Source organism: Dactylosporangium sp. CA-052675 (assembly GCF_050947935.1).
Classification (GTDB): Bacteria; Actinomycetota; Actinomycetes; order Mycobacteriales; family Micromonosporaceae; genus Dactylosporangium.
On the sequence record NZ_CP192010.1, the window covers coordinates 521,696 to 534,165 of the forward strand.

Consider the following 12,470-nt stretch of genomic DNA (forward strand, 5'->3'; position numbering starts at 1 on the left):
CGCACGGCATGAACGCTGACGACGCGGTGTTCACCGGCCTCGGGATCGTGGCGCCGAACGGGATCGGCCACGAGGAGTACTGGGCGGCGACGCTGGCCGGACGCGACGGGATCACGGCCATCACCCGCTTCGACCCGGACGGGTTCCCGGTGCGCGTGGCCGGGCAGGTCGAGGCGTTCAGCGCCGAGGAGCGGGTGCCGGGCCGGCTGGCGGTGCAGACCGACCGCTGGACGCACCTGGCCTTCGGCGGCGCCGACCTGGCCCTGCTCGACGCCGGGGCCGAGCTGGCGGACCGGCCCGAGTACGAGCTCGCCGTCATCACCGCCGGCTCGTCCGGCGGCAACGAGTTCGGCCAGCGGGAGATCCAGAAGCTGTGGGGCCAGGGGCCGCAGTTCGTCGGCGTGTACCAGTCCATCGCCTGGTTCTACGCCGCGACCACCGGCCAGCTGTCCATCCGGCACGGCCTGCGCGGCCCGTGCGGGGTGCGGGTGACCGAGCAGGCGGGCGGGCTCGACGCGATCGCCGACGCCCGCCGGGCCGTGCGCACCGGCTCGCGGCTGGTGCTCACGGGCGGTACCGAGGCGCCGCTCTCGCCGTACGCGCTGGTCTGCCAGGGCGCGAGCGGGCTGCTCAGCGGCGACGGGCACTATCGGCCCTTCGACGCCGCGGCGAGCGGATACGTGCCGGGCGAGGGCGGCGCGATCCTGGTCGTCGAGTCGGCCGCGGCCGCCGCCGAGCGCGGCGCGCGCGTCTACGGCCGGGTCGCCGGCTACGCCGCCACCTTCGACCCGCCCCCGGGCGGCGCCCCCGGGCGGCCCGCTCGCCCGCCGGGGCTGCGCCGGGCGATCGAGCTGGCCCTGGCCGACGCCGGCCTCGGCCCGGGCGAGATCGGCGTGGTCTTCGCCGACGGGCACGGCGCCCCCGAGCCCGACCGGCTGGAGGCCGAGGCGCTGCGGGCGGTCTTCGGCCCGGGCGGGGTGCCGGTGACGGCGCCGAAGTCCATGACCGGGCGGCTCTACGCGGGCGGCTCCGCCCTCGACACCGCGACGGCGCTGCTGGCTTTGCGGGACCAGGTGATCCCGCCGACCACCGGCACCGCCGCGCCCGCGCCGCAGTACGAGATCGATCTTGTTCTCGGCGCCCCCCGCCCCGCCCCACTGCGCCACGCGCTCGTGCTGGCCCGCGGCTTCGGCGGGTTCAACGCGGCGCTGGTGCTGTCGCTGTAACGAACGACGAAAGGAGACGGACCATGTCCGAGTTCACGGTGGAGGACCTGCGGCAGATCGTGCGGGAGGTGGCCGGCGCCGACACGGGCGTCGACGTCGAGGGGGCCGCGCCCGGCGCCACCTACGAGGAGATCGGCCTCGACTCGCTCGCGGTGCTGGAGATCACCGCCCGGCTGGCCCAGCGCACGGGCCGGGAGATCCCCGAGGGCCTGGTGGAGAAGGAGACCACGCTGCAGGACACCGTGGCCCTGCTGCACGCCGGCCGATCGGCGGCCTGAGCCGTGGCCGGGCACACGGAGAACGCGATCGTCATCGACGCGCCCATGGACCTCGTCTGGAAGCTGACCAACGACGTGCCGTCGTGGCCGGAGCTGTTCAGCGAGTACGCCTCGGCCGAGGTGCTGGCCCAGGAGGGCGAGACCATCCGCTTCCGGCTCACCATGCACCCGGACGAGGAGGGCCGGGTCTGGAGCTGGGTTTCGGAGCGCACCCCGGACGCGGCGACCCGCACGGTCAGCGCGCACCGGGTGGAGACCGGGCCGTTCGAGTACATGCGGATCCACTGGGACTACACGGAGGTCCCGGGCGGCGTCCGGATGCGGTGGGTGCAGGACTTCGCGATGAAGCCCACGGCCCCCGTCGACGACGCCGGCATGACCGCGCGCATCAACCGCAACAGCGCCGTGCAGCTGGAGCGGATCAAGTCGCTGGTCGAAGCCGCACGCTGAATCGAGACCAAGGAGGGGGCCCGCCGAGCGGCGGGCCCCCTCCTTGGTCATTGCGCCCGGCGCGGTGGCAGGCCGGAGCGCGGGATCCACGGCGGCAGCGAGCCCTCGGCGTTGACCGACTTCTCGATCACCGCCACGCCGCGGTAGAAGTGCACGGCGCCGATGTTGCGGTCGAAGTACCGCGCCTGCGCCGGATCGAGGCCGGGCCGGTCCTCGTAGTGCAGGCCGTCGGCGAGCGTCTTGAGGAAGCCGACCGACGTGTCCGGCGAGTTCAGGTCCGTCGGGCTGCCGCCGAAGCCCTGGAAGTAGGAGAACATCAGGTCCTCCACCACGTAGTAGCCGCCCGGGCGCACGTAGGGCAGCAGCGCGCGCAGCGACACCAAGACGTGCCCGGACATGTGGCTGCCGTCGTCCACGATGATGTCGAACGGGCCGTAGCGCTCGGCCATCTCGCGCAGGTAGGCGGGGTCGCTCTGGTCGCCGCGCAGGGTGGTGATGCGCGCCTCGTCGTGCGCGGACTTGTCGAAGATGTCCAGCCCGTAGATGAGGCCGCGGCGGAAGTACCGCTTCCACGTGCGCAGCGAGCCGCCGCCGAGGTGCGGCTGCTCGTAGCCGCCGATGCCGATCTCGAGCAGCCGGACCGGCTCGTCCCGCAGCTCGCTGAAGTGCCGCTGGTAGTGCGGGGTGAACCAGTGCAGGCCGCCCCACTTGTCGGTGCCGTAGCGCACGGCCAGGTCGCCGAGGTCCGGCTCGCGCGGGTCGACGGCGGCGAGCAGCGCGTCCGTGGCCCGGGCGACCGGCTCGAGCTTCACGAGGTACGCCTTCGGGTTCGGCGGCCCGTCCTCGTCGCGCCCCAGGCGCAGCTCCACCCGGCGGGTGTGCCCGGCCCGGGCGCCGGCCGGGCCGTAGACCGCGTGGACGAGGTCGGCGAGCTCGTACGACACCCACATCGGCGCGTCCGGGTCCAGCCCGGCGGCGGCGGTGGCCCCCTTGCCGGACAGGGTGACGACGAACCCCAGCGTGCGCCCGCCGTGCACCAGGTCGAGCTGGACGTTCACCTCGGGCAGGTCGGCCGGGGGCGCGGCGCGGAAGCGCAGCTCCGCCACGACGGCCTCGGCGACCGGCTCGGGGCCGAGCCGGTCGACGGCGGCGCGCACGTCGTCCGGCCGGCCGCCCACGGCGAGGATCAAGGCCTCCACCGTCTCCTGTTCGGTCATGCCGCCTCCTCGCTTCGTGCGTCGGTGGCCTGACTTGGCCCGAGCCGGCTGATGCCGGCTCCTCCGCTTCGCTGCGGACCGGTCATGCGATCTCCCTCACGGTTGTGGTGGTCCCGTCGCGCAGTGCGGGGCGCGGCGGGCGTTCGCGGAGCAGGCCGAGGCCGACGAGCCGGGCCGGCGGGCCGCCCAGCGCCGGGAAGCGCTGCATCAGCCGGATCGGCGGCGCGGGCTTCGCGTCGGTGCGGCCGATGTTCAGCTCGGCGTCGGGGTCGTCGGCCGTGAACACGTCGCGCTGGATCACCCGCTGCAGCCCCTGCACGAGCACGGTCGGCCACCGGCGGCGGCGCTGGACCGCGGCGAGCTGCCGCACGCTCGGCACCCGCCCGGCCGCGAGCACGCCGCCGAGCAGCCGGGCGGTGGCGACCGCGTCCTGCACGGCGAGGTTGATGCCGACCCCGGCGATCGGGGACATGGCGTGCGCGGCGTCGCCGATGCAGAGCACGCCGGGGGCGTACCAGCGGCGCAGCCGGTCGATCCGCACGTCGAGCACGCGCACGTCGTCCCACGAGCCCAGCTCGCCGATCCGGTCGGCCAGCCACGGCAGCAGCGCCACGGCGGTGCGGCGCACCACGTCGACGTCCTGGGTCCGGAGGCGCTCGTAGGAGCCCTTCTGGATGAGGTACGCCACCTGCCAGTAGTCGCCGCGGTCGACGAGCACCATGCCGCGGCCGTTGGAGAAGCGGATGACGAGGCCCTCGGGATCGCCCGCACGGCGGGGCAGCCGGAACCACAGGGTGTCCTCGGGGGCGCCGAAGTGTCGTCGGTACCCGTCCAGCCCCGCCAGCCGCCGCACGTCCGACGAGCGCCCGTCGCAGGCCACCGTCAGCGCGGCCGCGAGCCGGTGCGTCCCACCGTCGGCGTCGGTGTACTCGACGCCGGCCACGCGCCCGTCCGACTCGCGCAGCCCGGTCACCGTCGCCCGCATGACCAGCCGGAACGTCGGCTCGGCGGCGCCCGCCTCGGCCAGCAGGTTCAGCAGGTCCCACTGCGGGGCCATGGCCAGGTACGAGTACGGCGGCGGCAGTCGCGTGAAGTCGGGCAGCACGAACGTGCCCCCGTCGAGCTGGACCCGCACCCGGTCCAGCCGCTGGTGCGGGATCTTGCGGAACCGCTCGCCCAGGCCGAGCTCGTCGAGCAGGCGCAGCGTCGAGGCGTGCACGGTGTCGCCGCGGAAGTCGCGCAGGAAGTCGCCGTGCTTCTCCAGCACCGTGACCCGCACGCCGCAGCGGGCCAGCAGCAGCCCGAGGAACAGCCCGGCCGGCCCGCCGCCGACCACGCAGCAGTCGGTCTCCTCGCTCATACCGGGTCCCGCCCGGCGGCCAGCGCGGGCGCCTGGGCCAGCAGGACGACCGCGGTGCGCACCAGCTCCTCCGGCTCCAGCGCGCCCGCGCGGATGCCCCGCAGGCAGTGGATGAGCAGCCCCCGCTCCAGCAGGTCCGGGGACGCGACCAGGTGCCGCAGCGCGGCCAGCAGATCCTCGCCGGACAGCTCGCCGCGGGCCCAGGCCAGCAGCGGCGCCCGGCGTTCGGGCGGGACACCGAGCAGGCCGGCGACGTGGTCCGCGGCGCCGTCGCCCGGGCTGGGCTGCCCGGTCGTGCCCAGGAAGGCGAGCACGGCGGTCACCGGCTCCCGCGCGCGTTCGCTCAGCTCGGCACAGCCGTCCGGGACATCGGGTCTGTCGAATGCGGTGATGGCCATGAGCGGAACGTAAAGGCCGTCGCTGGAGTGCTCCTTGAGAGCTGATGGACGCACCCGGGCCGGTCCGGCGCGAGTCCATCCCGGTTCAATCCGCCGCTGCCAAGCTGGCCGCGTGAAGCACAAGATTCTGATGATCGGCCGCCTGCCGGAGGGCAACGAGCAGCGGATCGCCGAGGTCTTCGGCGCCCACGACGGCACCGACCTGCCCCGGCAGATCGGCGCGCAACGGCGCACCCTCTACGGCTTCCGCGGCCTGTACCTGCACCTGGTCGAGGCCGACGGGGAGTTCCGCCAGCGCCTCTACGAGAACCGTGACCACCCCTTGTTCCAGGAGGTGAACCGGCAGATGTCGACGCTCATCACGCCGTACGACCCGCAGTGGCCGACCATGCGCGACGCCGAGGCGAAGCCGTTCTACGAGTGGTCGGCGGAGTAGCCATGACCGTCACTCGCGCGAGCGTCAACGAGATGATGCGCGCCTACAAGAAGACGAGCCTGTTGCGTACCGCCGTCGAGCTGGGCGTGTTCGACGCCGTGCACGGCGGCGCCGACACGGCCGCGGCGGTGGCCGAGCGGGCCGGGGCCGACCCGCGGGGCATGCGCATCCTGCTCGACGCCCTGGCCGCGGTCGGGCTGCTCACCGCCGGCGGGGAGCGCTACGCCCTCGCCGACGGCGCGGCCGACGTGCTCGTCAGCTCCGCCCCCGGCTACCTCGGCGACATGACCCGGGTGGTGGTCAGCCGCTTCGAGTGGGACTCGCTCGGCCGCCTCGCCGACGCCGTGCGCCACGGCGGCACCGTCGAGGAGCAGAACGCCGAGACGCCGGGCTTCGCCTACTGGGAGACGTTCGCGGAGTACGCCTCCGCCGTCACCCTGCCGACCGCGAAGGTCATGGGCGACCTGCTCGAGCCGTGGGCGGCCGGGCGCGACCCGCTGTCGATCCTCGACGTCGCCTGCGGGCACGGCCTCTACGGCTTCACCCTCGCCCGCCGCTTCCCGCAGGCCCGGGTGACCGGGCTCGACTGGGACAACGTGCTGCCGATCACCGAGAAGCACGCGGTCGAGCTCGGCGTGCACGACCGGGCCGGGTTCATCGCCGGCGACATGTTCGAGGTCGACTACGCCGGCCCGCACGACCTGGTGCTCGTCACCAACGTGCTCCACCACTTCGACGAGGAGCGGTGCACCGAGCTGCTGACCCGGGCCGCCCGGGCGCTCAAGCCCGGCGGCCGGCTCGGCGTCGTGAGCTTCGTGCGCGACGGCGCGCCGGCCGAGGACCCGGAGCCGTACCTCTTCTCGATCCTCATGCTCTCGTGGACGGCCGCCGGCGAGGTGCACTCGCAGCAGGCCCACCACGACATGATCACGAACGCGGGCTTCACGAACATCGTCCAGCGGCAGGTGCCCGGGCTGCCGTTCCACGTGCTGGTCGCCGAGCGGGCCTGAGCCCGCTCCAGTGCTTGCTCGGAGCCCGCGGCCACGTCCCCGCGGCCGCGGGCCCCTGTCGTCTGGAGTCTCCCCGTATGCGCGTCCTCGTGACCACCTGTCCGGCGCACGGACACTTCCTGCCCCTCGTATCCCTCTGCTGGTCGCTGCGCGCGGCCGGCCACGACGTCCTCGTCGCCACGCCCGAGCCCTTCGTCGCCTACGCCGCCACCGCCGGCCTGCCGGTCGTGGCCGCGACCGACCCCTTCGACCCGCGCGCCGTGATGCGCCCGGAGCCGGCGGCCGACCGGCGGGAGCTGCTGACCGGCACCGGCCGCGGCTTCGGCCGGCTCGCCGCGCGGACCGTCGACGGCCTCGCCGACCTGGTCGAGTCCTGGCGGCCCGCCCTGGTGCTGACCGAGCCGACCGAGTTCGCGGGGCCGATCGCCGCCGCCGCGCTCGGGGTGCCGTTCGCGATCCAGACGTACGGCATCGCCAGCCGCCCCGAGCTGCACGACGCCGCGCACGACGAGCTGGCGCCGGTCTACGCCCGCTTCGGCCTCGCCGCCCCGCCCCCGGAGGCGCTGCGCCTCGACGTCTGCCCCGCGGAGCTCCAGCTGCCGCGGCAGCCGCCGAGCCGCCGGATGCGCTACGTGCCGTACAACGGCGCCGCCGAGGAACCGGGGGACCTCGGGGACCCGGGGCGCCCGCTCGCCGTGGTGACCGCGGGATCGTTCCTCGGCCGCGCGCCCGCCGTGCAGGCGCTGCTGCTCGGCATCGTCGAGCGCCTCGGCGCCCTCGGCCTCGCGGTCGCCCTCGCCGTCGACCCGGCCGTGCGCGACCAGCTGGGCCCGCTGCCGGAGCACGTCGTCGCGGCCGGCTGGCTCGCGCTGGACCAGGTCCTGCCCCGGGCCGCCGTCGCGATCCACCACGGCGGCGCCGGCACCACGATGACGTGCGCCGCCCACGGGGTGCCGCAGCTGGCGATGCCGTTCGTGAACGACAACTTCGACCACGGCGAACGGGTCGCCGCGGCCGGCGCGGGCCGCTGCGTGCCCGGCGCCGAGGCCGACCCGGCGCTCGTCTCGGCCGCGGTGCAGGAGCTGCTCGGCGACCCCTCGGTGTCGTCGGCCACGCGCCGCCTGGCGGCCGACAACGCCGCCGCCCCGCCGCCCCCCGCCCTGGTGCCGCTGCTCGCGGAGGTGGCGTCGTGACGGTGCGGGTGCTCCCGGACCCCTTCGCGGCTGTCCACGACGCCGACCCCTACCCGTTCCTGGCCGAGCTCCGCGAGGCCGGGCCCGTGCACCGCGCCCGCACCGGCGACGGGCAGTGGGTGTGGCTCGTGACCCGCTACGCCGAGGCGCGCGCCCTGCTCGCCGACCCGCGGATGAGCCGCGACCCGCGCAACGCCCGCGCCGACTGGCTGGCCGCCAACCGGGCCAACCCGACCGCCGACCCGGACGTCATGGCGCCGCACGTGGGCATCACCGACGGCGCCGACCACGCGCGGCTGCGCCGGCTCGTCTCCGGCGTCTTCGCGGCCGGGCCGGTCCGCCGCCTGCGGACCCAGGTCGACCGGCTCGCCCACGACCTCGTCGACGGGCTCGCCGGGCGGGACGCGGTGGACCTCGTGACCGCGTTCGCCGAGCCGCTGCCGGCGATGGTGATCTGCGAGCTGCTCGGCGTGCCCGAGGGGGACCGGGACCGGTTCCGCGGCTGGATCCGCACGATCGTCGCCGACGACGCCGAGGCCGGGCCCGAGGAGTCGGCGCGGCGGCGCAAGGCGGCGGTGCGGGGCCTGTTCGACTACCTCGACGAACTGGTCGCCGCGGCCCGCCGCGCACCCGGGGAGGGGCTCGTGTCGACCCTCGCGGCCGCGGCGGCCGACGGCGACCGGCTCACCGGGCCCGAGCTGCGCTCGACGCTGTTCGTGCTGCTCATCGGCGGCTACGAGACCACCCTCGGGTTCCTCGCCACGAGCGTGCTGCACCTGCTGACCGACCCCGGCCGGTGGCGGGCCCTGCACGCCGAGCCCGGGCGCTGCGCGGACGCGGTCGAGGAGCTGCTGCGCTACGACGGGTCGGTCAAGACGTCGTTCTGGATGTTCCCCACCGAGCCCGTCCTGCTCGGCGGCGCCGAACTGCGCCCCGGCGACCCGGTCATGGTGTCCTTCGCCGCCGCCAACCGCGACCCGGCGGCCAACGCCGAGCCCGACCGGCTGCTGCTGGGCCGCGCGGAGCCGCGGCATCTCGCCTTCGGGCACGGGCCGCACTACTGCCTGGGCGCCCCGCTGGCCCGGGTCGAGGCGAGCGCCGGCCTGGCCGCGCTGGCCGCCCGGTGCCCGGAGCTGACCCTGGCCGTCCCCCCGCGGGAGGTCGGCTGGCAGCACAGCCCGATCGTGCGGTCCCCGCTGGCGCTGCCCGTGCACCCCGGGCGCGTCCTCGGCCGGACGGAGACCCGCTGATGCGCCTGCTCTTCACCAGCTGGGCGTGGCCGTCCCACCTGCACCCGATGATCCCGCTCGCCTGGGCCGCGCGCCTCGCCGGCCACGACGTCCTCGTCGCCGGTCAGCCCGCGATCGTGCCCGAGATCTGCGCGGCCGGGCTGCCGGCCGCGCGCATCGGCACCGACGTGGACCTCGCGGCCCTCATCCCCAACATGCCCGCGGCGCCCAGCCGCGCCCGGGCGGCCGATCTCCCGGTCGGGCACCCGCTGTCGATCTTCACCGCGATGGCCGAGGCGATGCTGCCCGGCCTGACCGAGCTCGTCGAGCGGTGGCGGCCGGACGTCATCGTGCACGAGCCGACGACGTACGCGGCCCCGATCGTGGCCGCCCGGGCCGGCATCGCGCACGTGCGCCACCTGTGGGGCGTCGACTTCCCGCAGACCCTGCGCCGGTGGGAGGCCGAGGCCCTCGCCCCGCTCGCCGAGCGCGCCGGGGTCGCGGTGCCGGACCCGCGCGGCGCGTTCACCATCGACCCCTGCCCGCCCGGCCTGCAGCTCGAGCCCGACGGGCCCCGGCAGGCGGTGCGGCACGTGCCGTACAACCGCGACGCCATCTGGCCCGGCCCACTCCAGCGGGACCCGGGCCGGCCGCGGGTCTGCGTGACCTGGGGCTCGGTCCTGGGCCGCTACGGCGGCGGCGGCAGCGACGCCGCCCGCGTGGTGGCCGCCGTGGCCAAGCTCGGCGTCGACGTGGTCGTCACCGTCGCCGCGCGCGACCGGGCCGGCTTCGGCGCCGTGCCGGACAACGTCGTGCTGCTCGAGCACGCACCCCTCGCCCAGCTGCTGCCCGGCTGCGCGGCGATCGTCTCGCCGGGCGGCGGCGGCACCTTCATGACCGCGGTGGTGCAGGGCGTGCCGCAGGTGATCTGCCCGGGCGTACCCGACCAGAAGCTCAACGCCGCCCAGCTCGCGAAGGCCGGCGCGGCCATCGACCTCGGCTCGCCCGACCCCGACGACTCGCTCATCCGCGACGCCGTCGAGCGGCTCCTGGAGGAGCCCTCGTTCGCGTCCCGCGCCGGTGTTCTGCGCGCCGAGGCCGCGGCAGCTCCCAGTCCGACCGAAGTCCTGAGTCACCTCTCACGGATCGGAGACCAAGCATGAACACGGCAACCGGCGTGCGGGACCTGCGGGTGTCCCTCGCCGAGCGGATCGCCCGCTCGGCGATGGCCCTGGACAGCCCCGTCACCCCCAACGACGAGTTCCACGACTGGTGGGCCGGCCGCGCGGCCGCGCTGCGCCAGCAGGTGACCCGCATCCCCTTCGCCGAGCTCGGCCAGTGGTCCTTCGACCCGGCCACGGGCAACCTCGGGCACGTCAGCGGCCGGTACTTCCTCATCGAGGGCCTGCACGTGCGCAGCGACTACGGCCCGGTGCCCCAGTGGAGCCAGCCGATCATCCACCAGCCCGAGATCGGCATCCTCGGCATCCTCGTGCGCGAGTTCGACGGGGTGCTGCACTGCCTGATGCAGGCCAAGACCGAGCCGGGCAACTGCAACGACCTGCAGCTCTCGCCCACGGTCCAGGCCACCCGCAGCAACTACACCCAGGTGCACGGCGGCCGGGCGGTGCCCTACCTGCGGCACTTCCGCGAGGCGCGGCCGGAGCAGATCATCGCCGACGTGCTGCAGTCCGAGCAGGGCTCCTGGTTCTTCCGCAAGCGCAACCGCAACATGATCGTCGAGATCGACGAGGACGTGCCGGTCGGCGAGGACTTCCGCTGGGTGACCATCGGGCAGCTGCACCGGCTGCTCAACGTGGACAACCTGGTGAACATGGACTCCCGCACGGTGCTGTCCTGCCTACCGTTGTCCGGACCCGGCCTCGGCGGCGCGTTCTCGCACGCCGACGACGACTGGGCGGTGGCCACCGTGCGCTCGCTGACCGGGGAGCGCTCCCTGCACTCCACCGGCGAGATCATGAGCTGGATCACCGACTGCCAGAGCCGGCACGAGGTCGTCACCCGGCTGGTCCCGCTCAACCAGGTCGAGCGCTGGCACCGGGAGGACGACGCGATCTCGCACGAGGAGGGGCGGTACTTCAGCGTCATCGCGGTCGACGTCGAGGCCCGCGGCCGCGAGATCGCCTCGTGGCGCCAGCCGCTGCTGGAGCCGCACGGGCTCGGCCTGGCCGCGTTCCTGGCCCGGCGCATCGACGACGTGCTCCACGTGCTGGTCAACGCCCGCGTCGAGCCCGGCTACCTGGACGTGGTCGAGCTCGCCCCGACGGTGCAGTGCACCCCGGACAGCTACCGGCACCGGCCCCCGCACGAGCGCCCGGCCCACCTCGACACGGTGCTCAACGCGCCGCGGGAGAGCATCCGGTACGACACCGTGCTGTCGGAGGAGGGCGGCCGCTTCTACCGCGCGGAGAGCCGCTACGTCGTGGTCGAGCCCGCCGACGACGTCGAGATCGAGGAGACGCCCGACCACCGCTGGATGACCCTGGACCAGCTCGCCGACCTGCTGCGGCACAGCCACTACGTCAACGTGCAGGCCCGCACGCTCGTGACCGGTCTGCGGGGTGCCTGGTGAGCGCCCCGCTGCGGGTCGGCGTGCTGGGCTGCGGCAGCATCGCCAGGCGCAAGGCGCTGCCGGCCCTCGGCGCGTGCCCGGGCACCGTCGTGGCGGCGGTCGCCAGCCGGGACAAGGACAAGGCGGCGCGGTACTCCGCCGAGTTCGGCGGCGAGCCGGTCGGCTACGACGAGCTGCTCGCCCACCCCGGCGTCGACGCCGTGTACCTCGCGGTGCCGACCGGCCTGCACCACGAGTGGACGCGGGCCGCGCTCGAGGCCGGCAAGCACGTGCTCGCCGAGAAGCCCCTGACCGCCTCGGCCGCGCACACCCGCGAGCTGGTGGAGCTGGCCGCGGCGCGCGGGCTCGTGCTGCGGGAGAACTTCGTCTTCCCGCACCACGCCCAGCACCGGGCGGTCCGGGAGCTGCTGGCCGCCGGGCGGATCGGCGAGCCGCGCTCGTTCGACGCCGTGTTCTGCATCCCGCCGCTGCCCTCGACCGACGTCCGGTACTCCCCGCAGCTCGGCGGCGGGGCGCTGCTCGACCTCGGGGTGTACCCGATCCGGGCCGCCCAGGACCTCTTCGGCGAGCTGGAGCTCGTCGGCGCCTGCCTGCGCGAGGACCCGGGCACGGGGGTCGACGTGGGCGGCAGCGCGCTGCTGGTCTCGGCCGGCGGGGTGATGGTCGGGGTCCGGTTCGGGCTGGAGCACGCGTACGGGTCGTGGTACACGGCCTGGGGCTCCACCGGCCGGCTCCTGCTCGACCGGGCGTTCACCGCCCCGGCCGGCCTCGAACCAGTGGTGCGGATCACGGACGCCCAGGGCGAACACGAGGAGCGGTTGCCCGCCGACGACCAGTTCCGGCGGGCGTTCGAGGCCTTCGCGGCCCAGGTGCGCGAGGGCCGCCACGAGCCCGATCCGGCCACGCTGCGCACCGCGGAACTCGTCGATGAGGTGCGGCGCACCGCCCGCCGGGCCTCCTCCACCGGTTCACCTGGCGGTCTTGCCTGATTGCTTGCACTCGCCGGGTCAGAGTGCTAAACAAGGACTTGGCACTCGCAACCGGTGAGTGCCAAGGTCGGGACGGTGCAGACCTCTGGTG

13 protein-coding genes are annotated in these 12,470 nt (G+C 75.0%); 10 read left to right on the plus strand and 3 right to left on the minus strand.

Features of this window, described 5'->3' with window-relative positions:
* The first annotated feature begins 8 nt into the window (after positions 1-8).
* The 3 genes from ACQP1P_RS02345 to ACQP1P_RS02355 are packed head-to-tail and all read left to right on the plus strand — an operon-like array spanning position 9 to position 1,954.
* The gene (locus tag ACQP1P_RS02345) at positions 9-1,226 is read left to right on the plus strand and encodes a ketosynthase chain-length factor (protein ID WP_433082655.1); all 1,218 of its coding nucleotides are present in this window, start codon (positions 9-11) and stop codon (positions 1,224-1,226) included.
* Positions 1,227-1,249: 23 nt separating this feature from the next.
* Positions 1,250-1,504 (plus strand): acyl carrier protein, encoded by a 255-nt coding sequence (locus ACQP1P_RS02350; protein WP_433082657.1) that lies wholly within the window; start codon positions 1,250-1,252, stop codon positions 1,502-1,504.
* 3 nt (positions 1,505-1,507) lie between these two features.
* On the plus strand, positions 1,508-1,954 hold the full coding sequence (locus tag ACQP1P_RS02355; RefSeq protein WP_433082659.1) for an SRPBCC family protein: 447 nt from the start codon (positions 1,508-1,510) through the stop codon (positions 1,952-1,954).
* Between the two features lie 47 nt (positions 1,955-2,001).
* Here the strand turns inward: ACQP1P_RS02355 and ACQP1P_RS02360 are convergent, their stop codons facing one another.
* From ACQP1P_RS02360 to ACQP1P_RS02370, 3 genes are all read right to left on the minus strand, one after another.
* On the minus strand, positions 2,002-3,171 hold the full coding sequence (locus tag ACQP1P_RS02360; RefSeq protein ID WP_433082661.1) for a class I SAM-dependent methyltransferase: 1,170 nt from the start codon (positions 3,169-3,171) through the stop codon (positions 2,002-2,004).
* Between the two features lie 82 nt (positions 3,172-3,253).
* Positions 3,254-4,531, minus strand: coding sequence for an FAD-dependent oxidoreductase (locus ACQP1P_RS02365; protein ID WP_433082663.1), 1,278 nt, complete (start codon positions 4,529-4,531; stop codon positions 3,254-3,256).
* Positions 4,528-4,929, minus strand: coding sequence for a hypothetical protein (locus ACQP1P_RS02370; protein WP_433082665.1), 402 nt, complete (start codon positions 4,927-4,929; stop codon positions 4,528-4,530). The genes ACQP1P_RS02365 and ACQP1P_RS02370 overlap by 4 nt, the downstream gene beginning before the upstream one ends.
* A 112-nt stretch (positions 4,930-5,041) precedes the next feature.
* On the opposite strand from ACQP1P_RS02370, the gene ACQP1P_RS02375 reads away from it, so the two are divergent.
* The 7 genes from ACQP1P_RS02375 to ACQP1P_RS02405 all read left to right on the plus strand — a co-directional run bounded on the left by ACQP1P_RS02375 (position 5,042) and on the right by ACQP1P_RS02405 (position 12,379).
* Positions 5,042-5,365: a TcmI family type II polyketide cyclase gene (locus tag ACQP1P_RS02375; RefSeq protein WP_433082667.1), complete on the plus strand. Its 324-nt coding sequence runs from the start codon at positions 5,042-5,044 to the stop codon at positions 5,363-5,365.
* Positions 5,366-5,367: 2 nt separating this feature from the next.
* Positions 5,368-6,375 (plus strand): methyltransferase, encoded by a 1,008-nt coding sequence (locus tag ACQP1P_RS02380; protein WP_433082669.1) that lies wholly within the window; start codon positions 5,368-5,370, stop codon positions 6,373-6,375.
* A 77-nt stretch (positions 6,376-6,452) separates the two neighbouring features.
* Positions 6,453-7,568 carry a glycosyltransferase gene (locus ACQP1P_RS02385; protein ID WP_433082671.1) on the plus strand — a complete coding sequence of 372 codons (1,116 nt, stop codon included), beginning with the start codon at positions 6,453-6,455 and terminating at the stop codon, positions 7,566-7,568.
* The gene (locus ACQP1P_RS02390; RefSeq protein WP_433082673.1) at positions 7,565-8,818 is read left to right on the plus strand and encodes a cytochrome P450 family protein; all 1,254 of its coding nucleotides are present in this window, start codon (positions 7,565-7,567) and stop codon (positions 8,816-8,818) included. Before ACQP1P_RS02385 ends, ACQP1P_RS02390 begins: the two co-directional genes overlap by 4 nt.
* Complete coding sequence (locus ACQP1P_RS02395) at positions 8,818-9,960, plus strand: nucleotide disphospho-sugar-binding domain-containing protein (RefSeq protein WP_433082675.1); 1,143 nt, start codon at positions 8,818-8,820, stop codon at positions 9,958-9,960. Before ACQP1P_RS02390 ends, ACQP1P_RS02395 begins: the two co-directional genes overlap by 1 nt.
* A complete protein-coding gene (locus tag ACQP1P_RS02400) occupies positions 9,957-11,390 on the plus strand; it encodes an NDP-hexose 2,3-dehydratase family protein (protein ID WP_433082676.1) in 1,434 nt (477 codons plus the stop codon). The genes ACQP1P_RS02395 and ACQP1P_RS02400 overlap by 4 nt, the downstream gene beginning before the upstream one ends.
* Positions 11,387-12,379 (plus strand): Gfo/Idh/MocA family protein, encoded by a 993-nt coding sequence (locus ACQP1P_RS02405; RefSeq protein WP_433082678.1) that lies wholly within the window; start codon positions 11,387-11,389, stop codon positions 12,377-12,379. Before ACQP1P_RS02400 ends, ACQP1P_RS02405 begins: the two co-directional genes overlap by 4 nt.
* The last annotated feature ends 91 nt before the right edge of the window (positions 12,380-12,470 follow it).